This is a genomic window from Amycolatopsis sp. NPDC114478 (assembly GCF_055633805.1).
On record NZ_JBVKDO010000023.1, the window covers coordinates 116,483 to 138,905 of the forward strand.

At 73.5% G+C, this 22,423-nt stretch carries 26 protein-coding genes; 13 read left to right on the forward strand and 13 right to left on the reverse strand.

Annotated features, from left to right (window positions below; all coding sequences use genetic code 11):
- Window positions 1-90: 90 nt before the first annotated feature.
- Entirely contained in the window at window positions 91-690 is a 600-nt protein-coding gene (locus ACZ7OH_RS42375) for a TetR/AcrR family transcriptional regulator (RefSeq protein WP_470286068.1), read from the reverse strand.
- A gap of 91 nt (window positions 691-781) precedes the next feature.
- Here ACZ7OH_RS42375 and ACZ7OH_RS42380 point away from each other — a divergent pair, with 91 nt between their 5' ends.
- Complete coding sequence (locus ACZ7OH_RS42380) at window positions 782-1,531, forward strand: SDR family NAD(P)-dependent oxidoreductase (RefSeq protein ID WP_470286069.1); 750 nt, start codon at window positions 782-784, stop codon at window positions 1,529-1,531.
- A gap of 6 nt (window positions 1,532-1,537) precedes the next feature.
- On the opposite strand, the gene ACZ7OH_RS42385 is transcribed toward ACZ7OH_RS42380, so the two are convergent.
- On the reverse strand, window positions 1,538-2,188 hold the full coding sequence (locus tag ACZ7OH_RS42385) for a TetR/AcrR family transcriptional regulator (RefSeq protein WP_470286070.1): 651 nt from the start codon (window positions 2,186-2,188) through the stop codon (window positions 1,538-1,540).
- 60 nt (window positions 2,189-2,248) lie between these two features.
- Here ACZ7OH_RS42385 and ACZ7OH_RS42390 point away from each other — a divergent pair, with 60 nt between their 5' ends.
- The gene (locus ACZ7OH_RS42390) at window positions 2,249-3,214 is read left to right on the forward strand and encodes an NAD(P)-dependent alcohol dehydrogenase (protein WP_470286071.1); all 966 of its coding nucleotides are present in this window, start codon (window positions 2,249-2,251) and stop codon (window positions 3,212-3,214) included.
- A 1-nt stretch (window position 3,215) separates the two neighbouring features.
- On the opposite strand, the gene ACZ7OH_RS42395 is transcribed toward ACZ7OH_RS42390, so the two are convergent.
- The gene (locus ACZ7OH_RS42395) at window positions 3,216-4,232 is read right to left on the reverse strand and encodes an aldo/keto reductase (RefSeq protein WP_470286072.1); all 1,017 of its coding nucleotides are present in this window, start codon (window positions 4,230-4,232) and stop codon (window positions 3,216-3,218) included.
- A 63-nt stretch (window positions 4,233-4,295) separates the two neighbouring features.
- On the opposite strand from ACZ7OH_RS42395, the gene ACZ7OH_RS42400 reads away from it, so the two are divergent.
- The 6 genes from ACZ7OH_RS42400 (at window position 4,296) to ACZ7OH_RS42425 (ending at window position 8,276) form a co-directional block, all read left to right on the forward strand.
- A complete protein-coding gene (locus tag ACZ7OH_RS42400) occupies window positions 4,296-4,832 on the forward strand; it encodes a TetR/AcrR family transcriptional regulator (protein WP_400890372.1) in 537 nt (178 codons plus the stop codon).
- Between the two features lie 57 nt (window positions 4,833-4,889).
- Window positions 4,890-5,054, forward strand: a complete 165-nt coding sequence (gene trpM / locus ACZ7OH_RS42405) for a tryptophan biosynthesis modulator TrpM (protein WP_470286073.1) — start codon at window positions 4,890-4,892, stop codon at window positions 5,052-5,054.
- A 91-nt stretch (window positions 5,055-5,145) separates the two neighbouring features.
- Window positions 5,146-6,369, forward strand: coding sequence for a tryptophan synthase subunit beta (trpB, locus tag ACZ7OH_RS42410; protein WP_470286074.1), 1,224 nt, complete (start codon window positions 5,146-5,148; stop codon window positions 6,367-6,369).
- Complete coding sequence (gene trpA, locus ACZ7OH_RS42415) at window positions 6,366-7,163, forward strand: tryptophan synthase subunit alpha (protein WP_470286075.1); 798 nt, start codon at window positions 6,366-6,368, stop codon at window positions 7,161-7,163. Before trpB ends, trpA begins: the two co-directional genes overlap by 4 nt.
- Window positions 7,164-7,177: 14 nt before the next feature.
- Window positions 7,178-7,930: an AraC family transcriptional regulator gene (locus ACZ7OH_RS42420; protein ID WP_470286076.1), complete on the forward strand. Its 753-nt coding sequence runs from the start codon at window positions 7,178-7,180 to the stop codon at window positions 7,928-7,930.
- 58 nt (window positions 7,931-7,988) lie between these two features.
- A complete protein-coding gene (locus ACZ7OH_RS42425; RefSeq protein WP_470286077.1) occupies window positions 7,989-8,276 on the forward strand; it encodes an SRPBCC family protein in 288 nt (95 codons plus the stop codon).
- On the opposite strand, the gene ACZ7OH_RS42430 is transcribed toward ACZ7OH_RS42425, so the two are convergent.
- Both ACZ7OH_RS42430 and ACZ7OH_RS42435 read right to left on the reverse strand, forming a co-directional pair.
- Window positions 8,273-9,268 carry an LLM class flavin-dependent oxidoreductase gene (locus ACZ7OH_RS42430; RefSeq protein WP_470286078.1) on the reverse strand — a complete coding sequence of 332 codons (996 nt, stop codon included), beginning with the start codon at window positions 9,266-9,268 and terminating at the stop codon, window positions 8,273-8,275. The two genes, ACZ7OH_RS42425 and ACZ7OH_RS42430, sit on opposite strands and share 4 nt — an antisense overlap.
- A gap of 26 nt (window positions 9,269-9,294) precedes the next feature.
- The gene (locus ACZ7OH_RS42435; protein ID WP_470286079.1) at window positions 9,295-10,188 is read right to left on the reverse strand and encodes an SMP-30/gluconolactonase/LRE family protein; all 894 of its coding nucleotides are present in this window, start codon (window positions 10,186-10,188) and stop codon (window positions 9,295-9,297) included.
- 90 nt (window positions 10,189-10,278) lie between these two features.
- On the opposite strand from ACZ7OH_RS42435, the gene ACZ7OH_RS42440 reads away from it, so the two are divergent.
- From ACZ7OH_RS42440 to ACZ7OH_RS42450, 3 genes are all read left to right on the forward strand, one after another.
- Window positions 10,279-11,025, forward strand: coding sequence for a TetR/AcrR family transcriptional regulator (locus ACZ7OH_RS42440; protein ID WP_470286080.1), 747 nt, complete (start codon window positions 10,279-10,281; stop codon window positions 11,023-11,025).
- Between the two features lie 35 nt (window positions 11,026-11,060).
- The gene (locus tag ACZ7OH_RS42445) at window positions 11,061-12,755 is read left to right on the forward strand and encodes a phospholipid carrier-dependent glycosyltransferase (protein ID WP_470286081.1); all 1,695 of its coding nucleotides are present in this window, start codon (window positions 11,061-11,063) and stop codon (window positions 12,753-12,755) included.
- An 86-nt stretch (window positions 12,756-12,841) separates the two neighbouring features.
- Complete coding sequence (locus tag ACZ7OH_RS42450) at window positions 12,842-13,366, forward strand: hypothetical protein (RefSeq protein WP_470286082.1); 525 nt, start codon at window positions 12,842-12,844, stop codon at window positions 13,364-13,366.
- Here the strand turns inward: ACZ7OH_RS42450 and ACZ7OH_RS42455 are convergent.
- The 3 genes from ACZ7OH_RS42455 to ACZ7OH_RS42465 all read right to left on the reverse strand — a co-directional run bounded on the left by ACZ7OH_RS42455 (window position 13,325) and on the right by ACZ7OH_RS42465 (window position 17,216).
- A complete protein-coding gene (locus ACZ7OH_RS42455) occupies window positions 13,325-16,081 on the reverse strand; it encodes a helix-turn-helix transcriptional regulator (protein WP_470286083.1) in 2,757 nt (918 codons plus the stop codon). The two genes, ACZ7OH_RS42450 and ACZ7OH_RS42455, sit on opposite strands and share 42 nt — an antisense overlap.
- A gap of 77 nt (window positions 16,082-16,158) precedes the next feature.
- Entirely contained in the window at window positions 16,159-16,620 is a 462-nt protein-coding gene (locus ACZ7OH_RS42460; RefSeq protein WP_470286084.1) for a hypothetical protein, read from the reverse strand.
- Window positions 16,621-16,643: 23 nt separating this feature from the next.
- Entirely contained in the window at window positions 16,644-17,216 is a 573-nt protein-coding gene (locus tag ACZ7OH_RS42465) for a VOC family protein (protein ID WP_470286085.1), read from the reverse strand.
- 327 nt (window positions 17,217-17,543) lie between these two features.
- Between ACZ7OH_RS42465 and ACZ7OH_RS42470 the strand changes: the two genes are divergently transcribed.
- Entirely contained in the window at window positions 17,544-17,774 is a 231-nt protein-coding gene (locus tag ACZ7OH_RS42470; RefSeq protein WP_470286086.1) for a hypothetical protein, read from the forward strand.
- Here the strand turns inward: ACZ7OH_RS42470 and ACZ7OH_RS42475 are convergent.
- The 5 genes from ACZ7OH_RS42475 to ACZ7OH_RS42495 are packed head-to-tail and all read right to left on the reverse strand — an operon-like array spanning window position 17,769 to window position 21,471.
- Window positions 17,769-18,383, reverse strand: coding sequence for a cupredoxin domain-containing protein (locus ACZ7OH_RS42475; RefSeq protein ID WP_470286087.1), 615 nt, complete (start codon window positions 18,381-18,383; stop codon window positions 17,769-17,771). The genes ACZ7OH_RS42470 and ACZ7OH_RS42475 overlap by 6 nt on opposite strands.
- Window positions 18,380-18,901 carry a YceI family protein gene (locus ACZ7OH_RS42480; protein ID WP_470286088.1) on the reverse strand — a complete coding sequence of 174 codons (522 nt, stop codon included), beginning with the start codon at window positions 18,899-18,901 and terminating at the stop codon, window positions 18,380-18,382. The genes ACZ7OH_RS42475 and ACZ7OH_RS42480 overlap by 4 nt, the downstream gene beginning before the upstream one ends.
- Before the next feature lie 55 nt (window positions 18,902-18,956).
- Window positions 18,957-19,928, reverse strand: coding sequence for a cupredoxin domain-containing protein (locus tag ACZ7OH_RS42485; protein ID WP_470286089.1), 972 nt, complete (start codon window positions 19,926-19,928; stop codon window positions 18,957-18,959).
- A gap of 25 nt (window positions 19,929-19,953) precedes the next feature.
- Window positions 19,954-20,862, reverse strand: a complete 909-nt coding sequence (locus ACZ7OH_RS42490) for a copper resistance D family protein (protein WP_470286090.1) — start codon at window positions 20,860-20,862, stop codon at window positions 19,954-19,956.
- A gap of 3 nt (window positions 20,863-20,865) precedes the next feature.
- The gene (locus ACZ7OH_RS42495) at window positions 20,866-21,471 is read right to left on the reverse strand and encodes a hypothetical protein (RefSeq protein ID WP_470286091.1); all 606 of its coding nucleotides are present in this window, start codon (window positions 21,469-21,471) and stop codon (window positions 20,866-20,868) included.
- A gap of 393 nt (window positions 21,472-21,864) precedes the next feature.
- Here ACZ7OH_RS42495 and ACZ7OH_RS42500 point away from each other — a divergent pair, with 393 nt between their 5' ends.
- Window positions 21,865-22,419, forward strand: a complete 555-nt coding sequence (locus ACZ7OH_RS42500) for a copper resistance CopC family protein (RefSeq protein WP_470286092.1) — start codon at window positions 21,865-21,867, stop codon at window positions 22,417-22,419.
- The last annotated feature ends 4 nt before the right edge of the window (window positions 22,420-22,423 follow it).

The following is a 22,423-nucleotide window of genomic DNA, read 5'->3' on the forward strand; positions in this document are numbered from 1 at the left end:
GTAGGGCAGCGACGCGGCATAGGGGTGTTCGCTACTCACCAGACAGACTGTACAGAGCCTGGACGAACAGTCCAGATGACGCCGCTCACCTCAGGCCGGCGGCCAGTTCCGCAGCGCGACCTCGGCCACCCGCCGGAGGTCCTCCCGGGTCGCGCCGCCCGCCGCCTGTACGGCCAAGCCGTTCGCGATCGTCATGAGGTAGCGGGCGAGCAGCTCCGGCTCGGCGTCGGCGGGCAGATCGCCTTCGTCGACGGCCCGCTGGAACCGTTCGCGCAGGTGTTCCTGGCCCAGCGCGCGCCACGCGGCCAGGGTGTCGTGCGCGACCTGCCCAGTCGCGCCGACGGCCAGCGCGCCCTGCACCCCCAGGCACCCGGCAGGAAACCCGGGCCGGGTGTTGGCCCGGACCGAGCCGTCGAGGAACGACGTCGCCACCTCGCGGGCCGTGGCTGCCCGCAGCGCGTCGAGGATGTAGGCACCGGGGCCTTCCGTGTAGCGCTGCAACGCCAGGCGGAACAGGTCTTCTTTGTTGCCGTAGGCCGCGTACATGCTCTTGCGGGAGATGCCCATCGCCTCGGTCAGGTCGGCGAGACTGGCTCCCTCGTAGCCCTGCTCCCAGAAGACCACCATGGCCTTCTGCAGCGCTGCCTCGGCATCGAACGACCGCGGCCGGCCCGCCTGCGCCTTCGTCACCACCTGATCGTACCGCTTGTGCACCGATCGGTGCAGAAGTGCTACGGTCGAATTCGGCACCGATCGGTGCCGAATACTTCGGAGGTCGGAAATGCTCAGGCTCGAAGGCAAAACCGCGGTGGTCACCGGCGGCGGCACACGAGGGATCGGCCGGGCCACCGCCGCCCGGCTGGTGGCCGAAGGCGCGCACGTGTTCATCACCGGACGGCGCGAGACCGAGTTGAAGGAGGCGGCCGAAACGATCGGCCGGAACGTGACCGCGGTGCCCGGCGACATCACGGACCCGGCCGACCTCGACCGCCTCTACGACGCGGTCGCGGCCCGCGGCCAGGGCTTGGACGTGCTCTTCGCCAACGCGGCCACCGCTTCGTTCGCGACCATCGAGACGATCACCCCCGAAGACCTCGACCAGGTCTTCGGCGTCAACGTCAAAGGCACCGTTTTCACGGTCCAGAAAGCACTTCCGCTGCTGAACGAAGGCGCCTCGGTGATCATCAACGCCTCCACCGCGGCCGACCGCGGCACCGCGGGATTCGGCGCCTACGCCGCGTCCAAGGCGGCCTTGCGGACGTTCACGCGCGCCTGGGCGAACGAGCTCAAGGACCGCGGCATCCGGGTCAACGCCATCTCCCCCGGCCCGACCGACACCTCTGGCATCACCGAGCTGGTGGGCGAGGAGAACTCGGCGGCGTTCAAGGCGGCCGAAGGCGCCCGGATCGCGCTCGGCCGGATCGGACGTGTGGACGAGGTCGCGGCCGCGGTGGCCTTCCTCGCGTCCGCCGACAGCAGTTTCATGTTGGGCGCCAACGTGTACGTCGACGGCGGGGAAAACCAGATCTGAACCCCGTCACGCCGTCGGCGGGAAACCCCGCAGGGACAACGCCGACGGCGCCGGCAACGGCTCGTTCGCCGCGCCGGCGCGGAAGGACTGCAGCAGGTACGCGACCAACCGCCGGGACGCCGCGCCGTCGGCCGGCACCGCCGTCACGAGCCCGCCGTGCGCCAGGAAGACCACCGCGAGGTCGGAAGGGCGGAAGTCGGGCCGCAGCGCCCCCGCCGCCTGCGCCCGGCGGACCAGCTCCGCCAGCCCGCGGTCGGCGCTGCCCCGCAGCTCCACGTGGGCCGCCGCGTCGTCCGGGAAGGCGGCCAAAAACGCGGCCGGGAAGCCCCGCTCCTCGCGCTGCAGCTCGCAAACCGCCTCGACCAGCCGCCGGAACCCGCGCCACGGATCGGGATCGGCCAGTGCCTCGACGAAAACCCGCGTGCAGGTCGCCATCTGCTGCGCGAACGCAGCCCGCACCAGGGCGTCGCGGTTCGGGAAACGCCGGTACAGCGTCGCCACGCCGACGCCGGCGCGCCGGGCCACGGTCGCCATGGGCGCGTCGATCCCGCGCTCGGCGAAGACCGCGCGGGCGGCGACCAGGAGGCGCTCCTGGTTGCGCCGCGCGTCCGCCCGCAGGTCGGGCCGGGCCGGTATCCGAGAAGGTGCCGCGGGCATTGTCTCTCACCTCGACCGAACCGGATGATCTCGTCCACTTGCGAGCCTACGCTCGCCATCATGACCGACCGCACGATGAAAGCAGTGCTCTTCGACCGCTACGGCGACCCGGACGTGCTCTACGTCGGCCGGGTGCCGCGCCCCGAGCCGGCCCTGGGCGAAGTCCTGGTGCGGGTGCGCGCCTTCAGCGTCAACGGCGGCGAACTCGCCGCCCGCTCCGGGAAGATCCGCCTCCTCACCGGCCGGAAGTTCCCAAAGCGCGTCGGGCTCGACTTCACCGGCGAGGTGGCGGCGCTCGGCACCGGGACGACGGCGTTCGCGATCGGCGACCGCGTCTGGGGCGTGCTGGCGCGCACCGCCGGGTTCGGCAGTGCCGCCGAATACGTGACGGTGCCGGCCGACCGGCTCGGTCCGGTCCCCGAAGGTCTGGACCTGGTGGCCGCCGCGGCCCTGCCGGTCGCCACCACGGCGGTGACCGCACTGCGGGACAAGGTCGCGCTGCGCCCCGGCGAACGGCTGCTCGTCCGGGGTGCGGCGGGCGGCGTCGGCAACGCCGCCGTCCAACTCGGACGCGCGTACGGCGCCGAAGTCACGGCCTTGGCCCGCGCCGCCAACCTCGGCTTCGTCCGCGGGCTCGGCGCCACGACGGCGCTGGACCACCGGAGCGTCCGGCTCCCGGAGCTGGGCCGGTTCGACGTCGTGCTGGACACCGCGGGCACCGGACTGCCGGACTTCCGGCGGCTGCTGGCCCCCGGCGGCCGCATGGTCACGATCGCCTTCGACCTCACCCGGCCGGTCCGCTCGCTGGGCTACCTCGCCGTGAGCGCCCGCCACGGACGCGGTCGCGTCCGCGCGTTCAGCGGAAATCCCCAGCGGACGGACTTCGACGACCTGGCCCGGCACGTGACCGAAGGGCAACTCGCCCCGGCGGTCGACCGGGTGTTCCCCCTGGCGGAGACGGCGGCAGCGCACCGCGCCCTGGAAGCCGGTGGCGTGCGGGGGAAGTACGTCGTCCGGGTCGACTGACTCACGGCACGGGGACGGGCGGGGCGTCGAGGAGGCTCCGGTCACCGTCGGCGCCGGAGGCCAGCGCGGCCGCCACGTCCTCGTGCGGGGTGCCGAGGCGGATCGCGCTCACCTCGTCCAGCCGGCGGTGGTGTTCCGCGCTCAGCTCGACGTCCAGCGCGGCGAGGTAGCCGTCCAGGTGGGCTGGGGTGCGGGGCCCGACGATGGGGATCATCGAGGTCCGCGCGGCGCGCTGCCGCAGCCACGCCAGCGCGACCTGGACCGGGCCCGCCCCCGCCTCCTCGGCGACGGCGAGGACCGCGTCGAGCACGTCGGCGCGCTGCCCCGTGACCGCCGGCCGGGCGCTGAGCCGTCCTCGCTCGCCGCGCCGGTACTTCCCCGTCAGCAGGCCGCCCGCCAGCGGTGAGTACGCGACGACGCCGAGCCCGTGGGCCTGCGCCATCGGCAGGAGCTCCCGCTCCGCGGACCGTTCGGCCAGGCTGTACTCGGTCTGGATCCCGGCCAGCGGCCCGCCCCGGACCGCGGCGCCGGCGACCCGCCAGGCCGGGAAGTTCGACAGCCCGCCGTAGCGGATCTTGCCCGCCCGGACCAGGTCCTCGAAGCCGGCCAGAATCTCCGGCACCGGCGTGACGCCGTCGGGGAAGTGCGGCATGAAGACGTCGACGTAGTCGGTCTTCAGGCGGCGCAGGCTTTCCTCCAGGGAACGGATCATCGTCTTGCGGCTGTTGCCGGTGGTGCCCGGACGGACGGCCGCCTGCCTGCTGCCGCCGTACTTGGTGATCAGCACGAAGTCGTCGCGCTCGCGGCCGAGGAGCTCGCCGAGGACGGTCTCGGCCTCGCCGTCCTGGTAGATGTTCGAGACGTCGAAAGTGGTGCCGCCGGCCGCGACGAACGCGCCGAAGATCGCCTTCGCGCCGTCGATGCCCGCCGCGGTGGGCGCCGAGCCGAAGTTGGCCGTGCCCAGCACGTACTCCGAAACCCGCAACCCGGTCTGCCGTCCGAAAGTCCGGTAACGCACCCCAAGCCTCCTCGAGCCGGTATGGTGGCGACGTTAGCACAAAAAACGAATGGTCATTCTTTTATGCCGAGAGTCACCCAAGCCCACCTCGACGCCCGCCGCCGGCAGATCGTCGACGCCGCCCGCGCCCGCTTCGCCACGCACGGCTTCGCCCGGACGTCCATGACCGACCTCGTCGAAGCGTCCGGCCTGTCGGTCGGCGCGATCTACCGGTACTTCAAGGGCAAGGACGAGATCGTCGCCGCGATCTGCGAGCAGTCGAGCCAGGCGCTCCCCGCCGAGCTGACGGCCGAGTCCGTGCGCGGGTTCCTCGAGCACCTCCGCACCCTGGCCCGCGAGGAGGACCACGCCCGGCTGGTCGCGCAGATCTACGCCGAAGCCGCCGTCTCCCCGCCCCTCGCGGCCCTCGTCGACCGGCAGCTCGAAGACCTGCGCGCCGAGGTCGCCGCGCTCCTGCCCGAGCGCGAGCCGGCGGACGCGGCCCGGATCGCCGAAGCCTTCTTGGCCCTCTGCCACGGCTACACCCAGCAGCTCGCCGTCCGCGGCGACCTCGACCCCGCCCCCTTCACCGCGGCGCTGGTGGCGATCCTCGCGTCGTGACCGGCCCCACGGCAAAACGCTTTCCGGAACCGCGCTCCGGCGGGCTAAGCTGCGGTCGTGCCCCTCACCGTCCGCTTCGCCCGAGGCCGCCGGCAGCATGGCTGCCAGGCGCCCGCGCGGCGCGTGCGCGGACGCCGGGTGCGGTACGCGATCGGCTCCGAGGCGGGCCAGGTCGACGGGATGCGATGGCACCGCGTGCCGCGCGTCGCCCGGGCTCACTGACGACTTCGTGAGCCCGCGCGTTCGTGCGCTCCAGTGATCCCCGACCAGCCACGAACCACCCGGGACCTCCCGGGTCAGGAGCACCTCCACCATGGACTTCTTCTTCCCGGCCGCGCCGGGGACCTTTCCCGACGCCCAGGGCTACTTCGGTGCCTTCGGCGGCCAGTTCGTCCCGCAGGCGCTCGTCGCCGCCGTCGACCAGGTCGCCGCCGAATACGAACGGGCGAAAGCGGATCCCGCCTTCGTCGCCCGGTTCGAGGACCTGCTCGCGCACTACGTCGGGCGCCCGAGCGCCCTCACCGAGGTGCCGCGCTTCGCCGCGCACGCCGGGGGCGCGCGGGTATTCCTCAAACGCGAAGACCTCAACCACACCGGCTCGCACAAGGTGAACAACGCGCTCGGCCAGGCGTTGCTGGCCCAGCGGATGGGCAAGACGCGCGTGATCGCCGAGACCGGCGCGGGCTCGCACGGCGTCGCGACCGCCACCGCCTGCGCGCTGACCGGCCTCGCCTGCACCGTCTACATGGGAGAGACCGACATCCGCCGCCAGGCGGTCAACGTGGCACGGATGGAACTGCTCGGCGCCCGGGTCGTGCCGGTGACGTCGGGCTCGCGCACCCTCAAGGACGCCATCAACGAGACGTTCCGCGACTGGGTCGCCAACGTCGAGGACACGCACTACCTGTTCGGCACGGTCGCCGGGCCGCACCCGTTCCCGGCGATGATCCGGGACTTCCAGCGCGTCATCGGCGTCGAGGCCCGGCGCCAGCTCCTCGAGCGGACCGGCCGGCTGCCCGACGCCGCCATCGCGTGCGTGGGCGGCGGATCGAACGCGATCGGGCTGTTCCACGCGTTCCTCGACGACCCCGGGGTGCGCCTGATCGGCTGCGAAGCGGCCGGGCACGGCGTGGACAGCGGGGAGCACGCGGCGTCGCTGTCGGCGGGCGAACCCGGTGTCCTGCACGGCTCCCGCTCCTACGTCCTGCAGGACGACGAAGGCCAGGTCCGGGAAGCCTGGTCGATCTCGGCCGGGCTCGACTACCCCGGTGTCGGCCCGGAACACGCGCACCTGCACGACTCCGGCCGCGCCGCGTACCGCCCGGTCACCGATGACGAAGCCATGCACGCGTTCCGGCTGCTCGCCTCGACCGAGGGGATCGTCCCCGCGATCGAAAGCGCGCACGCCCTGGCCGGGACCCTGCAGGTCGGGGCCGAGCTCGGCCCGGACGCCCTCCTGCTGGTGAACCTCTCCGGCCGCGGCGACAAGGACATGGACACCGCGTCCGTCCACTTCGGACTGGAGAGTGCCCGATGAGCCGGCGGCTGCTCACCGACGCGCTCGCCCGGGCGAAGGAGGCCGGCCGGGCCGCGCTCATCGCGTACCTGCCCGCCGGCTTCCCCACCGTCGACGGCGGGATCGCGGCCCTGCGGGCGACCCTCGACGCCGGCGCGGACATCGTCGAAGTCGGCCTGCCCCACAGCGACCCGGTGCTGGACGGCCCGGTCATCCAGACGGCCGACGACATCGCGTTGCGCGGCGGCGTCCGGATCGCCGACGTCCTGCGCACGGTCCGCGAAGTCCACGCGGCCACGGGCAAGCCGGTGCTGGTGATGTCCTACTGGAACCCGGTGTCGCGCTACGGCGTCGAGCGGTTCGCGCGCGAGCTGGCCGACGCGGGCGGCTCGGGCTGCGTGCTGCCGGACCTGCCGGTGGCCGAGTCCGCCCAGTGGCGGCGCCACGCGGCGGCGCACGACCTGGCCACGGTGTTCGTGGTCGCGCCGAGCAGCACGGACGCGCAGCTGGCGGAAACCGCCGCGGCCGGCACCGGGTTCGTCTACGCGTCGGCGCTGATGGGCGTCACCGGGACGCGCGACTCGGTGGACGAGGCCGCCGCCGTCCTGACCCGCCGGCTGCGCGCGGTCACCGACCTGCCGGTGTGCGTCGGCATGGGGATCTCGGACGCCGGCCAGGCCGCCGAGGTCGCGGGGTTCGCCGACGGCGTGATCGTCGGGTCGGCCCTGGTGAACACGCTGCTGAACGCCGACGAGACCGAGCTCGTGCGGCTCACCGCCCGGCTCGCGGCCGGGGTGCGCGGCGGGGCCGGGTAGGTAGCCTCGGCGCCATGGTCTTCGACTCGGCCCGGTTCGACCTGCAGCCGTACACCGGTTTCGAGACGGATCGCTTCGTGCGGCGGACGTTCTGCAGCTGGGAAGACGCGGGCTGGCGGTCGTTGCTCGTGCAGCGGTTCGAGCACGTCCCGGTCGCCGAGGAGCTGGCGCTGCCCGCGGCCGCCGACCTGCACCTGGTGCTGCCGGTGTCGGGCCGGGCCGAGCTGGAGATGCGGGCCGGCGGCCGGGCCGTCCGCGATCGCCGGCTGCCCGGCCGGGTCCGGCTGGGCCTCCCGCACCAGGCCGTGGTCCGCCGCTACCGCGGGGACGCGGACATGCGCAGCGTCCAGGTGCACATCCCGCGCGACACCGTCGATTCGGCGGTGACGCGGCTGGGTGGCGACGTACCGGACTTCGAGGCCATGGCCGCGTCCGTCGCCGTCGGCAACCCGCTGCTCGAAGCCGCCGTCCGGGCGCTGGGGTCGCCGGGCGGCGCGGACGAGCGGTACGCCGAGTCCGCGGCCGCCTTCCTGGCCACGCACCTGCTGACCCGGCACGGGCGGCTGCGGCTCTCCCGGACGGGAGGACGCCCGGATGCGCGCGGCGGTGGCGTTCCTGCGCGAGCGGCTGGCCGAGCCGGTCACGCTGGCCGATCTCGCTGGCGAGGTGCACCTGTCGGTCTACCACCTGGTCCGGGTGTTCCGGGCCGCGACCGCGCGTTCGTCCGGTACGTCGGCGCCCGCCCGTCGGCTTACCGCAATTCCTGACCGGCACACCGCAATTCCACGCCTGGGCCGCGCCCCTCACCGGTCATAGCCTGCGGTCATGATCCAGCAGTCCTACGACGTCACCGCCGAATCGCGTCGACGCCTTGGAGGCGACGCGCTTGAACCGGAACGACGGTTCGCCTACGAGGGAGCCGAGAACCCGCAGCTGACCGGCTACCGGGCGGCGGTCGAGCTGCGGGAACTGCCCGGCGGCGGGACCCGGATCCGCTGGCACGGCACGTATTCGGCGCGCTTCGGCATGCACCGGTTCCTCAAGCGCTACCTCCAGCGCTTCATGCGGGACATGGCGACCGGGCTGGCCGAGCACGCCGCCGGCCCGCGCTAGCGTCCGGCGGTCGCGGCGTCGAGGAACCGCTCCAGCTCGCCCCGGACGTCGGGCCCGGTCGGCTGGAACACGATCTCGGTGACGCCCTTCGCGGCGGCCTCGGCCAGCCGCTCCCCGATCTGTTCGCGCGTGCCGGTCATCGTGACGTCCCGCAGCATCTTGTGGCCGCCGGCCCGCCAGGCCGCTCGGTCGGCCTCCCCGAGTTCGACACAGTGTCCACTGTGGACGGCGAGGTGCCGTTCCTCCGGCGGGGTCCGCTCCACCACCGCCAGCCACTCCGCGCCGCCCGGCAGTTCGCCCACGGCCGCGGGGCCACCGAACTCGTAGGCGCCGTGGTAGGCCAGTGCCCAGCCCGGTCCGGCGGCGAGACGCGCGTGCTCGGTGTCGGTGGCCTCCCCCTCGTCGAGCACCGTGCCCCAGACGAGGTAGGGCACCCACGAGTACTCCGTCGCGAACTCGGGCAGCTGCAGCGTCACGTACAGCCCGTCGCCGAGTTCCCTGGCCACCCGGTGTCCCTTCGGTCCCAGCGCTCCGATCAGCACGGGGACGTCGACGGGCCGGGCGGGGGCGTGGCCGCCGGGGTGCAGCATCCGCATCCGGGCCCCCTCCCATTCGACGACCTCACCCCGCAGCAGACCGCGGTAGGCCCGGATGTAGGAGTCCATGAACGACCAGGTGACCGCGCGGTAGCCCATGGCGCGGCGGCCGGTGAAGCCGGTGCCGAAGGAGACCGCGACGCGGCCGGGCGCCAGCGCGGCAAGGGTGGCGGTCGCCGCGGCGTTGACCATCGGGTGCCGCAGGCTGGGCACCAGCACGCCGGGGCCGAGGCCGATCCGTTCGGTCCGCTCGGCGGCCAGCGCGAGCGTCATCCACACGTCGGGGCTCTGCTGCGGGGTGTCGTAGACCCACGCCCGCGCGTAGCCCAGCTCTTCGGCCACGGCGATGTGGTCCGGGGAGTTCAGTGCGGTGGGGAAAGCGCAGGAGACGTCCATGCGGGCCCTCCGGTTCGGCGGTCGGTTCAGGGGAGGCCGGCGTGCGGGACGTCGACCCCGACCGCGAGCAACTGGGCCTCGCGGACCGGGCGCCGTTCGTGCTCGGCGAAGGACGGCGCCGCGCAGAGGTACAGCGTCCGCCCGTCGTCGCCGCCGAGCATGCAGGCGAAGACCCCGGTGCCGGCGTCGATCTCGTCGACGATCCGGCCGCCCTCCCGGACGCGCAGGACGCGGTTGTGGACGGCGTCCGCCACCCAGATCGCGCCCTCGGCGTCGGCGCAGATGCCGTCGGGCGCCACTTCGAGTGCTGCCACCGCTTCGCCGACGTCTTCGGTCCGCGGCGTCTCCCCGAACTGCGCCCAGACGCGCCGCCCGCTCAGCTCGCCGTCCTCGCCGATGTCGAAGGCGGTCAGCCGCCCGGCGAAGGTCTCGGCGACGACCAGCACGCCGCCGGGCAGGATCACCATGCCGTTGGGGAACCCGAGGTCCTCGGCGGCGACGGCCACGCTCCCGTCCGGGTCGACGCGCGTCAGCGTGGTGTAGCGCAGGGGCGCGCCGCCCATGAGATCGAAGCCGAAGTTGCCGACCCAGGCGCGGCCACCGTCGTCGACGACCATGTCGTTGAGCACCCCGGACACCACCCCGGACAGGTCGGCGTGCTCGGTCAGCCGCCCCGGTTCGTCGCGCACGAGGAGGCGGTGGTCGCGCATCGACACGACGAGCAGGCGCCCGTCGGGCAGGAACCCGAGGCCCGACGGCTGCCCGGGGACCTCGGCGACGACCTCGACGCCACCGCGGGCGTCGATCGCCACGACCTTTTCGGTGTAGAAGTCCGAGACCCACAACCGGCCGTCGTGCCACCTCGGGCACTCGAGGTAGGAGAAGCCGTCGAGGACGACGGTCGGCGTGCTCTGTCCCATCGCGGCTCTCCTCAGGTCTTCGTCGACTGACTGAGCGCCCAGTTACCATGACTCCGGCACCGGGAAGTGTCAAGTCGAGGGGAGCTCGCGATGCCAGGGAAAGAGCGCCGGCGCGGCGGCGGACCGCACCCGGCGGCGCGGCTCAAGACCGAGCTCGGCCCCGAAGCCGTCCCGGACGAGTTCTGGGGAGAGCACATCTCCCCGGTGGCGCGCGCGTTGCTGTCCTCGGCCGTGCAGTGCTTCGCCCGCAAGGGTTTCCACGCGACCACCACCCGCGACATCACCACCGTCGTCGGCCTCAGCCCCGGCTCGCTGTACGTGCACTTCGCCTCCAAAGAGGCCGTCCTGTTCCACATCGCGCGGACCGGGCACGAGCGCGCCCTCGCGGCGTTGACGGCCGAGCCCGACGACGGCGACCCCGCGCGGCGCATCCGGCGGCTGGTGGCCGCGCACGTGTCGTGGCACGCGCGCCACCACACCGTGGCGAGGGTGTGCCAGTACGAGTTGGCCGCGCTCGAGCCGGCGCACCTCGAGGAGATCCTCGAACTCCGGCAGCAGTTTTCCGCGGTGGTGCGGACTACGGTGGAGAGCGGAGCCCGCGAGGGCGTGTTCGACGTGCCCGACATCGACCGGTCGGTGCGCGCGATCCTGTCGCTCGGCATCGACCTGGTGCGCTGGTACCGGCTCGACGGCGCGGACTCCCCCGAAGCCCTCGGCGAGTCCTACGCCGAGCTGGCGGCCCGGATGCTGCGCACCCCCGCCGCCGCGCCGTCCACTCCGGACGGCGACGCGGTACGACCGGACGCGGGAACCGGAGCGCCCGCCGGACGTCCATGAGGTGACCCCGCTCCCCGGCCGGAAGGAACCGCGGGTTGTCCCTCTCCACGAGCCCGCCGCCGACCACGAGCGCGGTGACCACGGAGGACGTGCCGCCGGAACTCCGCGGGCGCCCGCGGGACCGCCTGCGCCGATGGTCGCTCGCGCTCGTCGTGGTCGCGCTGCTCGCGGAGATGGCGGTCGCGATGATCACCACGGCCGTCGCGCAGTCGCCGACGATCGACGAGCCGGTCTACGTGGGCACCGCCGTGGTCTACCTGGAGCAGCACAGCCTGCGGTACAACCCGGAACACCCGCCGCTGGGCAAGCTGCTCATCGCGACCGGCCTGGCGTTCGCCGACGTCCACCTCGACCCCGGCTTCACCGGCGACCAGACGCAGCTGGGCCGGCACGTGCTGTACGAGTCGGGCAACGACCCGAGCCGGCTGCTGCTCCTGGCGCGCTTGCCGGTGATCGTGCTGACGCTGCTCTTCGGCCTGGTCGTCTTCCTCTTCGCGCGCGACCTGACCGGCCCGCTCGGCGGGGTGACGGCACTCGCCCTCTACGCGTTCTCCCCTGATCTCATCGCGCACGGGTCCCTGGCCACCCTCGACGTCCCGGTGGCCGGCTTCGTGCTGACGTCGGCCTGGCTGCTGTGGCGGGCCCGGGGCCGCCCGGGCCGGTACCTCCCGCTGGCGGGGCTCGCCCTGGGCGCGGCCGTGGCCACGAAGATGAGTGCGCTGGCCGCGGTTCCGGTGCTGCTGCTCCTGGTCGTGCTGTCCGCGTGGCACGCCCGCGGTAGCGGTAGTCCACAAAGGACGATCCGGCGGCTCGGCTTCGCGGTGGCGGCGGCGGTCGCCGTGGCCCTGATCGCGATCGCCGTGGTGTGGGCCGCCTACCTCGCCGTGGATCCGCGGCTGCGCTGGGCGGCGCCGGCGGGCCTGCCGGCCTCGCACGGCCTGCGCGCACTCGCCGATCTGCTGCCGCTGCCCCGGCCGTACCTCGACGGGATGCGCGTCCAGTTCGGCTTCGAGGACCAGGCCTGGAGCACCTTCCTGCTCGGCAGCTACCACGCGGGTGCGGTGTGGTACTACCTCCCGGTCGCGCTGCTGGTGAAGTTGCCACTGGGCGCGCTGGCCCTGGGATCGGCCGGCGCGGTCGCGCTGGTGGCGGTCCGCCGGCTGCGCCCGGCGGCGCCCTACGTGCTCGTCCCCGCGGTCGTGCTGTTGGCCGCGGCGATGACCAGCACCCGCGACCTCGGCGTCCGGTACGCGATCTTCGTGCCGATGTTCCTGGCGGTCGCGGCGGCCGGCCTGGTCGTCGTCCGCGCGCGGTGGGCGCACGCCGCGGTGGCGGCCCTGGTCGTCTTCGCGGCGGTCAGTTCGCTGCGCACGTTCCCCTACTACCTGCCGTACTCGAACGAGGCGTTCGGCGGTCCGACGCGGACCCACCTGCTCCTGCACGACTCGAACGTCGACTGGGGCCAGGACCTGGGCCGCCTGGCCGACCGGCTGGAGCGGCACCACCCCGGCGAGCGGGTTTGGCTCGTCTACAAGGGAAGTGGCGTACCGTCCGCCTACGGCATCGACGCCGCCGACCCGCGCGAGGTGCCCCCGGACGAGGTGCACGAACTGCTCGCCGTGTCGGATTCCGCCGTCGCCAAGGCGGACGACCGGCTGACGGCGCTGCTCTCCGGCAGCACCCCGATCGACGAGGTCGGCCACTCCATCACCCTCTACCGCCGGCCGTAAGGATCCGTCCACTGAGGACGAATGAGCCGTAACGCGCCGGAGATCGGAAATGCCCGCCGGCGCCGGAAATCGGAGGGCGAGCACCCATGCACCAGCCACGAGGCCACTGGTTCGCCGCAGCCTTGGCGGTCACGACCGAGACTGTCCTCGGCGTGGCCGCCTGCGACAGCGCGGACGACGAAGACCCCGCATCGAGCGCGCCACCGGCCGCAGCGCCGGGCACGGCCCGGGATCCCCGGGTCACCTGCGCGAAGGTGAAGGTCGCCCTCGACTACGGCCGGCCGGACGGCAAGCCGATCGAGGTGGTGATCTCGAAACTGGCCGCCACCGACCCGGCTAAGCGCCACGGCGTCCTGGTGCTGAACCCGGGCGGTCCGGCGCTGCCCAAGTCCGTCCTGGACGGCTACGACCTGATCGGCTTCGACCCGCGCGGCGTCGGCACCAGCACCCCGCAGAGCTGCGGGCTCGACACCTCGTCAGCGCCGCCGGCTGATGGGTTCACCGAGACCGACCCCTACGTCAGTTCACGCGTGAAGCAGAAACGGCCCGCGTCAGGCGCCCGGCGCGGCTCACGCGCTGACGAGCGAGGCGTCGCGCAGCTGACGGCGTGAGCTGATCCCGAGCTTGGTGAAGATCTTGCGCAGGTGCCATTCGACCGTGCGCGGGCTGAGGAACAACCGGGTGCCGATCTCGGGGTTCGAATAGCCCTCGGCCGCCAGCCGGGCGATCTGGAACTCCTGGGCGGTCAGCTCGCCGGCCGGCTCCGCCGTGCGTTTCCGCGCGGTCTCCCCCGTGGCCAGCAGCTCCCGCCGGGCCCGGTCGGCGAACGCCGTCAACCCCATTCCGGCCAGCTGCTCGTGGGCCGTGTGCAGGTGCGCACGGGCGTCCACGCGGCGGCCTTCGCGACGCAGCCATTCGCCGTACAGCAGGTGGCCGCGGGCGAGGTCCACCCGCAGCGTCGTCTCCTCGAGCAACGCGATCGACTCGCGGAAGAGCCGGTCGGCGCCGGATCCGCTGCCGCCCAGCGCGCGCACGCGGGCGTCCATCCCCCGCGCTTCCGCGGTGCCGGCCGCCTCCGCCCGCTCGGACGACCGGGCCGCCGCGGCCCGGAGCTGCTCCTCGTCCCCGGTGCGCGAAGCCGCCTCGGCCAGTTCGGCGGTGGCGAGGCCCTGGAACCCCACCACGTCGTGGTCGAACACGCGGCGGGCGGCGGCCAGCGCGGCGTCGTGGCGGCCGAGGCCGTTGTACAGCACCGCCCGCCCGTAGTCGGCGAAGGTGACCAGCCGGAGCTGGCCGCGCGCTGACGCCTGGCGCGCGGTGTCGTCGAAGAGCTCGACCGCCTGAGCCTCCCGGCCGCGGAACGCCTCGAGCAGCATCGCGGCGTAGCCGACCGGCGCGTTGCCGGTCACGTCGGCGATCGCGCGGTCCTCTTCGGCCGACGCCGCCGCCGCGGTGAGCTCGCCCGCAAGCAGCTCGTTGACCGCAAGGAAGTTGAGCGCGAACTGCAGCTGCACGAGGGCGCCGGCGTCGCGGGCGAGCTGGACCTGGCGCGCGGCGAACGCCCGCGCCGCCGCGAAGTCCGCCGCTTCCGTGGCGATCAGGCCGCCGGCCCGGTTGCCCAGCAGCCAGAGCACGCGCCCGGTGTCTTCGGCGCCGACGTCCAGGCCGCGGACGGCCGCCAAGGCCTCGGACAGCAGCGGGGCCGCGGCCCGGTAGCCGTCGGTGACCCGGGTGGCGAGGGCGTCCAGGACGAGGTCTACGGCGCGGGGCGGCACGGGTGCCGGGGGCGCGGCGCGGCCGGCCTCGGCCGCCGCGGCGAGCTCGGTCCGGTCCGCGCCGGCCCACAGGGCTGCCGCCAGCGCTTCCAAGTACGTTTCCCGCGCCCGGTTCGCGTCGAACGGGCCGAGCCGCTCGGCCGCGCGCAGCAGGAGCCGGGCCGCCTCGCCGCCGCGTCGCTGGTCGAACGCGATCTGTCCGCGCAGGTGCTCGGCTTCGGCGGCGCGCCCGGCGTCCGACGGCCCGGCGGCCACCGAGTCGAGGAGGCCGAGTGCCTCGTCGAGCGCGCCGGCGTCGCGTTTGACCGCGGCCGCCGCGAGCTCGCGGTCCGCGCGCCGGGCGGCGTCCGGCGTCAGAAGGGCCGCCTGTTCGAAGAACGCGGCCGCGGCGACCAGGCCACCGCGCGCCTGGGCCCGTCCCGCCGAGCGTTCGAGGTCGGCCGCGACGTCCTCGTCCGGGGAGACGGTCGCCTGCGCGCGGTGCCAGGCCCGGCGGTCGGGGTCGCGGTCCGGGTCGGTCACGTCCGCCAGGGCGCGGTGCACGTCCTGCCGGTCCTTCGCCGGCGCCGACCGGTAGACCGCCGACCGCACCAGCGGGTGGCGGAACCGGATCCGGCGGCCGAACTCGATCAGCCCGGTCGCCTCGGCCGCGGTCGCGGGGTCGGCGCCGAGCCCGAGCCGGCCCGCCGCGCCCCAGAGCAGGGTGGCGTCGCCGAGCGGCTCGGCGGCGGCGATGAGCAGCAACAGCCGCGTGTCGGCGGGCAGCGGCTCCAGCTGCTTGACGAACGACTGCTCGATGCGCCCGGCGAGCGGCACCGCGCCGGGCGGCCCGACCCCGTCGGCCAGCTCGGCGGCCGTCCACGCGCGGGGCAGCTCCAGCAGGGCCAGCGGGTTGCCGTGGGTTTCGGCGATGATCCGGTCGCGGACGCGGCCGTCCACCGGTCCCTTCAGCACCGAGGCCAGCAGTGCCTCCGACTCGGTCTCCCCCAGGCCGCCGACCGGGAGCTCCGGCAGCCCGGCCAGGTCGAGGTCGCGGCCGGTCTCGCGCAGCGCGAAGACCACCACGATCCGCTCGGCGAGCAGCCGGCGGGCGACGAAGGCGAGGACCACCTCGGACATCCGGTCGAGCCACTGGGTGTCGTCGATCAGGCAGAGCAGCAGCTGGTCCTCGGCCACGTCGGCGAGCAGGGTCAGCACCGCCAGCCCGACCAGGAAGCGGGTCGGCCGGGCGCCGGAGCTCAGCCCGAACGCCGTGCCGAGCGCGTCGCGCTGGGGTTCGGGGAGGCGGTCGAGCCGGTCGAGGAAGGGCGCGCACAGCTGGTGCAGCCCGGCGTAGGCCATCACCTGCTCCGATTCGACGCCCGCGGCGCGCGCGACCCGGAACCCCTTCGCCTGCGCCTGCGCGTACTCGAGGAGCGCGGTCTTGCCGATCCCGGCCTCGCCCCGCAGGACCAGCACCCGGCCCTGCTCGGACCGGGCGTCGGCCAGGAGGCGGTCGAGCGTGGCGCGCTCGGTGTGCCGGCCGATCAGCGCCGGCCCGGGCCCCGGCATGCGAACCTCCCACGGCCGACCCGGCGACGGCGGGACGACCGTGCCCTTTGCCCGAACGATAGCGCAGCGCGGGGCGATCACCCGTCGTCGCGGACTCCCGCGTGCCGCGCCTCGACGGCCTTGGCGGTCTTGGCCAGTTCACCGCCGAGGACCCGCTTGCCCACGAGCCCCAGCAGGCCCCCGAGCAGCCGTCCTTTGAGGTTCTTGCCTTCCCGCACGACCACGGCGTCGATCCGGGTCGTCCCGTCCGCCAGCCGCGTGAAGGTGTAGGTGTGGCCCGAAGCGCCGCCCCAGGTGTTGGAGTCGGTGGTCTTCATCACGACGCGGGCCGGGTCGGACCAGTCGTAGCTCAGGCGCTCCCAGACGCCGCCCGAGCCTTCGGTGACGTCGGCGTGGCCGGGGCCCTGGTCGTGCACCCGCAGGTACTCGTTCGCGCTGCGGCCGAAGAGCTTCGCGCGCTCCGGGCCGAAGTCCGTCAGCCCGGCGAGGAACTGCTCGGGAGACGCGGTGGTCAGCTGGCTGAGGTGGATCGTGGACATCTTCTTCGTTCTCCTCGGTGGTTTCAGGCGTCCTGGTGGTCGGCCATGTACTTCGCGTACCAGGACGGCCACTGCTCGTCGTACTTCCCGGTTTCCTTTTCGTGTTCGCCGTGCGCGGTGGCGGCCTCGCGCAGCGCGTCTTCGAGCCGCTGGGTGGAGCCGTAGGTCACGCCGTCGACGCGTCCGGGCAGCCGGGTCGTGACCTCCTGCAGCTGCCAGGTGTTGCCGTCGGGGTCGCTGAAGGACGCGAACGAGGAGTAGGTGCCGCGGTCGGGGTGCACGCCGGGGGCGAAGGCGCCGGTGCCGTCGCGGTGGAAGACTTCGCTGACGTCGGCGCCGTGGCCGGTGAGTTCTTTGCGGGCGGCTTCGATGTCGTCGACGACGAGGTAGGTGTTGCGTACCGAGCCCGGGGTGGCGTCGGTGATGCCGGTGCCGAAGTGGATCGAGGTCGGTGATCCCGGTGGGGTGAGCTGGACGATGCGGGAGGTGCCGAAGGTGATGTCGGCGTCTTCGCGCCAGCCGAGTGCCTTGTAGAAGTGCTTGGTCCGGTCGACGTCGGTGACGGGCAGGACGACGACCTCGAGCTTCATGTCCATGATCTGAACTCCTCGGTGTCCGGCGGCGGGGTTCGCCGCGCTGAGTTCAGAGTGGCCCCCGGCGGGCCCCGCTCGCCCCAGGGAGACACCCTGGTCGGTCCCGGGCCCGGGTCCCGGGCCGTCGCTGCGCGTATATCGGCTGTATACGCCGCGCTGGAACGGTGGTGCCGAAGTCCTTTGTGGAATGCGCCGCGAACCGGGAGCCGCTGGCGCCCGCGGTCGTCGTCGCGGCGGACTTCGCCCGGGAAACTCCCTGCCGATCGCCGTGAAGACCACCTCGCACCAGGTGGTGAACCCGCGACGCCGGACGGCGCCGGTCTGAGCCCGGTGCTGGGCGGGGCGCACGGCTACGCGGCCGACCACGTGCGGAGCATCGAGATCGTCACCGCCGACGGCGAGTTGGCCGAGCTGCCGACCGGCACTGTCGCGGCCCCGGTCCGGCTGACGGGCCCGGACTGCCCGTTCCCGGGCGTGGAGATCCGCGCACTGGGCGGCGCGTTCGACCGCGAGCCGCGTGTTCCGCTTCAACCACAACATCCCCCGGCGGCCCGGTCATGACGCGCGCCGGGAGCTGAGGAGCAGCAGGCACAGGATCGCGACTCCCGTCACCAGCCCGGCGACGAGGAGCATCGGGTCCAACGTGGGGCCGGTCGCCGCGACGGCCTGCTGGGCGACCGCCGGTGGCGCCGGCGACGATTCGGCGACGCTGGGCGGTGCGGCCGCCGCCGACGTGGTCGGCGCCGTCGAACTACCCCTGGTCGCCGGGGCCGGTTTTTGCTTTACCGGATTCTGCGCAGCCGTGGGTTTCGGAGCGGGAGCGGACGTCGCGGCGGCCAACACCGTCACCGTAGCCCGCATGTCGGGGTGGACCGAGCAGTAGTACGCGTAGGTGCCGGGCGTGCGGAACGTGTAGCTCCAGCTCTGCCCCTGGGACAGCTGCGGGCTGCGGAACGAGACCGGCGCGCTGGTGGTCGTCGCGTCGTGCGGGGCCTGGTCGTGCTGCGTCCAGGTGACCGTGTCGCCGACGTGGACGGTGAGCGCGGCCGGGGAGAACGCGTAACCCGCCATCATCACCTGCTGCGCGGCGGCCTGGGCCGGTGGCGCGGCGAACACTCCGTGGAGCAGGACGACCAGCCCGGCCGCGGCCAGCGAAACGGCGCGCCTCATCGGACGAGCTCGGCGGCGATCTCGAGGTGGATCCGGCGGGCCGCGAGCAGCCGCGCGACGGGTCCGAGGCCGCGGGGCTTGCGGCGCGGCGCGGGAAGGATTCCCTTGGCCCACAGCACGATCCGGTCGTCGTCGACGTGACGCAGGTCGCCTCGCAGATGCAGTTCGCGGGTGACGCCGGCGACGTCGAGCTTGCCGGTGATGTCGATGGCGGGGTCGATCTCGATGTCCTCACTGGTGAAGGTGATGTCCGGGTGGTCGCCGGCGCGCAGGGCCCTGGTGAGCGCGCGACGCAGCAGCTTGGCGCTGGGCCGCAACGAAGTCGCGTCGAGGACGAGTACGAACTGCCGACCGTCGACGTCGAGGTAACCGCCGGTCGCGGTGAGACGGCCGCGGAGCACGGGAAGGCGCGCCAGCCGGATCGAGGGCTCGACGACGCAGCGGTCGCGACGCAGTGTGTAGGCCACGGCGCCGGGCGGGGACTCGCCGACGGCGGGCAGGACTTCGGTGTCGGGCATGGGGTCTCCGTCCGGGGTGCGGTGGCCCGCCCGGTCGGGCGGGCCACCGCGTCGGTCAGCAGCTGGCTTGGTTCAGCAGCGGCGTGAGCACGGTTTCGAGCCACACCGTGTGCGTCTTGATGTACTGGTCGAGGTTGAGCAGGTCGGTCACCTGCTGCCCCAGCGACGTCTCGAGGTGCGCGCTCTTGATGTGCGCGATGATCGGCGCGAGCGTGTCGGTGACGACCTTGTCCGCCGACCCGTCGAACGCCGGGGCGAGCACCGTTTCCAGCCACACCGTGTGCGTCTTGATGTACTGGTCGAGGTTGAGGATGTCCTGCACCTGCTGCCCCGGCGAGGTTTCCAGGTGCGCGCTCTTGATGTGGTCGAAGATCGGCTGCAGGACCGCCTTCGGCACGCACGAGCCGCCCCCGGCCGGGGTGGAGGGCATCGGCATCGAGTGGGTCGGTTCCGACGTCGGCGCGGACGTCGGGGCCGTCGTCGGCGGGGCGCTGGTCGGGGCCGCGCCGGTGACGGTGACGGTGGCCTTCATGTCCGGGTGGATGGCGCAGTAGTAGGAGTAGGTCCCGGCCTGGGTGAAGGTGTGGCTGAAGGTCTGCCCGGTCTGCAGCGTCGGGGACGTGAACTTCTCCGGGCCGTCGGTGACGACGATGTTGTGCGGCGCGGTGTCGTGGTTGGTCCAGGTGACCGTGTCGCCGACCGAGATGGTCAGGCTCGCCGGGCTGAACTTGTAGCCCATCGCCTCGACGGACTTCGTCGACGGCGCCGCGGCGGCCGCGGCGCCTCCCGCCTGTTCCTGGGACAGGCCTTGGTAGAGCGGGACGGCCAGCGGGCTCTGCTTGGCCAGCGCGGCGAGGTCGACGTTCGTGGCCGCCGCCGGTGCGGCCTGCTCGCTCTGCCCGCCGCGAAGCGTGGCGATGCTGAACAAGGCGGCCGCCAGGGCGACGATCGCGACGGCGACGGGCCAGTTCCGTCGTTGCCGCACCGCCTCCGGCTGCTCGGGGGTGGCGGGGCTGGGGTTGTCCACTGAGGACTCCTTTCGCGGGGTGTGATCAGCGGCCGGGGCTGGCCGTGACGAGGAAGCTCGCCGCGAGGAGGACCACGATGACGAGGGTGGTCTCCGCGGCGACGGAGTAGACGAACGGGCGGACGGTGCCGGCGTCCCCGCGCAGGACGACGGCGAAGTCGAGGCGGCGGCCGACCCAGCTGCGGCTGGCTTGGGCGGCGAGGAGCACGACGGCGAGCACGCCGAGCTTGACCAGCAGCGTCCGGCCGTAGGCGGTGCCGAAGATCCGGTCGACGCTGCCGACGGTCTGCCAGGCGAGCACGACACCCGCGGCGACGACCACGGCGACCGAGCTCATGGCGAGCTTCGAGTACCGCGGGATCACCGTGGCGAGTTCGCCGGGGTCGCGGCGGGCCAGGACGCCGAAGAGCAGCACAGCCAGGCCGCCGATCCACGCGGAGGCTCCGGCGAGGTGGGCGAAGTCCGCGATCTGCGTCAGCCACGGCGAGGTGCTCTCGACGGCGTGGCCGGTGAGGCCGGTCGTGCGCAGCAACCCGAGCAGGATGGCGCCGGCGCCGACGCGCCAGGGCAACGCCGTCGCGGCGGCGTGGCCGCGTTGCAGCACCCAGGCCAGCACCACGCCGCCGAGCAGCCACAACAGCGCCCGGGCGAACCAGATCCGGCCGAACTGGCTGTCCAGAGCCTGGCCGAGCAGGTCCCAGGCCAGGAAGTCACCGGCGGGCCGTTGCGCGGCCCACGCCGCCTGCAGGCCGAGCCCGGCGAGCGTGCCGAGCAGGCCCAGCAGCCAGCCCGTCACCAGCACCGACCGGGCGCCGCGGTGGCCGACGCCCGCGGGCCAGAACACGGCCACGAACAGCAGTCCGCCGGCAAAGAGGGTCAGGCCGGTGTAGTCGACGGTGCGCGCGAACACGTACCACGCCTTGACTTCGTCCACGCGTCACCGTCCACTCGCGACGGTGGCGGGCGCGACCCCGACGGAACGGGCGGGGACCATCGCGGGTTCGAGGCCGCCGCCGGCGGTGCGGCAGTAGCCGAGGACGAGCGCGCCGACCCCGTCCGGGCCGGTGACGCCGAGGCCGGTGGTCACGGCGCCGAGGAGCGGCAGCCCGCCGACGGTGTCCAGGACCTGTTGCGCCGCACCGGGTTGACAGGCGGGGACCTCGGCCCCGGGCGGCGGCAGCGGCGGGGTCGTCGTCGGCTCCGGCGGGGAGGTCGGTTCGGGAGGCCCGGGATCCGAGGTCGGCGTCACGACCACGTCGGGGGGCATCGACGGCGCCGTCATGACCGGCTGGTCGCCGACCGGGACCGCGGGCAGCGGGGGAACCGGGACGTCCGACGGCGGCAGCGCGGACGGGAGTTGCTGCGTGCCCGGGGTCTCCGGGGCCGGCTGGTGTCCGCCGTCCGCGACCACGGGCGGCGTGGCCGCGTCGGCGGAGCCGCCGGGGCGCAGGCCGATGCCGGATGCGTAGCCGACGACGACCACGACCGCGCCGGCCAGGCTCGCGGCGATGACGTGGTCACGGCGCAGTGCGGGTCCTCGCACGGTTTCGTCCTCCAAAGAACGGGAATTCGCGGGCCGGGAAAAGGGATCCACCGGAATGCGCAAGCAAGGGAACGGGAGCGGGATGTGGGGAGCAGAAAACCAGCCGGCACGTTTCCGGGCGTGATCCTCACATGAAGCCCAGGTAAAGTCTTTGGGCCGCCTGGCGCACCGGCGCCGTGAGTTGCTACGCCGGACAGCGACTTCACTGAGCCGTTCGGGTGGAAGCGGCAGCGAACCAGTGGCGCAACCGCCCGTTTTGCCCGGTTCTTCATCGACGGTTCGGGTGGGCGGTGAGAATTGCTTAACGCAGCCGTTTCACGACGCCGATTGTCGTCCGCCGCTCACTCGCTACGGTTCGCGTATTCCCCGAATTCCCGAGAACGCGAGGACACCATGGCTGCCCGCTCGTCTTTCCCCGTCCGGATCGCCGCGGTGCTCGCGGCCGCCGGCTGCGCGGTCCTGCTGTACGCGCCCACGGCGGCCGCGCACAGCGTCCTGGTCTCCAGCTCACCGGCCGCAGGCGCGGCGATCACCACGTCCCCGGCCGAGGCGGTGCTCGTCTTCAACGAGCCCGTGGAGAATTCGTTCACCGAGCTCGCGATCCTCGGACCCGACGGCAAGTCGCACTGGGAAGCCGGGCCGGCATCCGTTGTGGACGCGCGGGTCTCCGCGCCGCTACGTCCGCTCGGCCCGGCCGGGACTTACGCGATCCGGTACCGCGTCACCTCCGCCGACGGCCACCCGGTCTCGGGTTCGGTCCCCTTCGCGCTCACGGTCGCGGGATCGGGTGCCGCGGTGCCGGCGGCCGCGATGACGACGAGCTCGGCCGGCGGCAGCTCGATGCCGCTCTGGCCGTGGATTTCCGGTGGCGCGGTCCTGCTCGGCACCGGCTTCGCGGTCGCCCGGCGCCTGTCACGCCCCACCGAACGGGCGACGAGTTCGCGCTGAAACA

What these genes read in the sequence shown, in the direction of transcription:
- ACZ7OH_RS42380 (WP_470286069.1), top strand. Translation starts at nt 782, where the DNA reads ATGCTCAGGCTCGAAGGCAAAACCGCGGTGGTCACCGGCGGCGGCACA.
- ACZ7OH_RS42385 (WP_470286070.1), bottom strand. Translation starts at nt 2,188, where the DNA reads ATGCCCGCGGCACCTTCTCGGATACCGGCCCGGCCCGACCTGCGGGCG.
- ACZ7OH_RS42390 (WP_470286071.1), top strand. Translation starts at nt 2,249, where the DNA reads ATGACCGACCGCACGATGAAAGCAGTGCTCTTCGACCGCTACGGCGAC.
- ACZ7OH_RS42400 (WP_400890372.1), top strand. Translation starts at nt 4,296, where the DNA reads ATGCCGAGAGTCACCCAAGCCCACCTCGACGCCCGCCGCCGGCAGATC.
- trpB (WP_470286074.1), top strand. Translation starts at nt 5,146, where the DNA reads ATGGACTTCTTCTTCCCGGCCGCGCCGGGGACCTTTCCCGACGCCCAG.
- trpA (WP_470286075.1), top strand. Translation starts at nt 6,366, where the DNA reads ATGAGCCGGCGGCTGCTCACCGACGCGCTCGCCCGGGCGAAGGAGGCC.
- ACZ7OH_RS42420 (WP_470286076.1), top strand. Translation starts at nt 7,178, where the DNA reads ATGGTCTTCGACTCGGCCCGGTTCGACCTGCAGCCGTACACCGGTTTC.
- ACZ7OH_RS42425 (WP_470286077.1), top strand. Translation starts at nt 7,989, where the DNA reads ATGATCCAGCAGTCCTACGACGTCACCGCCGAATCGCGTCGACGCCTT.
- ACZ7OH_RS42430 (WP_470286078.1), bottom strand. Translation starts at nt 9,268, where the DNA reads ATGGACGTCTCCTGCGCTTTCCCCACCGCACTGAACTCCCCGGACCAC.
- ACZ7OH_RS42435 (WP_470286079.1), bottom strand. Translation starts at nt 10,188, where the DNA reads ATGGGACAGAGCACGCCGACCGTCGTCCTCGACGGCTTCTCCTACCTC.
- ACZ7OH_RS42440 (WP_470286080.1), top strand. Translation starts at nt 10,279, where the DNA reads ATGCCAGGGAAAGAGCGCCGGCGCGGCGGCGGACCGCACCCGGCGGCG.
- ACZ7OH_RS42450 (WP_470286082.1), top strand. Translation starts at nt 12,842, where the DNA reads ATGCACCAGCCACGAGGCCACTGGTTCGCCGCAGCCTTGGCGGTCACG.
- ACZ7OH_RS42455 (WP_470286083.1), bottom strand. Translation starts at nt 16,081, where the DNA reads ATGCCGGGGCCCGGGCCGGCGCTGATCGGCCGGCACACCGAGCGCGCC.
- ACZ7OH_RS42460 (WP_470286084.1), bottom strand. Translation starts at nt 16,620, where the DNA reads ATGTCCACGATCCACCTCAGCCAGCTGACCACCGCGTCTCCCGAGCAG.
- ACZ7OH_RS42465 (WP_470286085.1), bottom strand. Translation starts at nt 17,216, where the DNA reads ATGGACATGAAGCTCGAGGTCGTCGTCCTGCCCGTCACCGACGTCGAC.
- ACZ7OH_RS42475 (WP_470286087.1), bottom strand. Translation starts at nt 18,383, where the DNA reads ATGAGGCGCGCCGTTTCGCTGGCCGCGGCCGGGCTGGTCGTCCTGCTC.
- ACZ7OH_RS42480 (WP_470286088.1), bottom strand. Translation starts at nt 18,901, where the DNA reads ATGCCCGACACCGAAGTCCTGCCCGCCGTCGGCGAGTCCCCGCCCGGC.
- ACZ7OH_RS42500 (WP_470286092.1), top strand. Translation starts at nt 21,865, where the DNA reads ATGGCTGCCCGCTCGTCTTTCCCCGTCCGGATCGCCGCGGTGCTCGCG.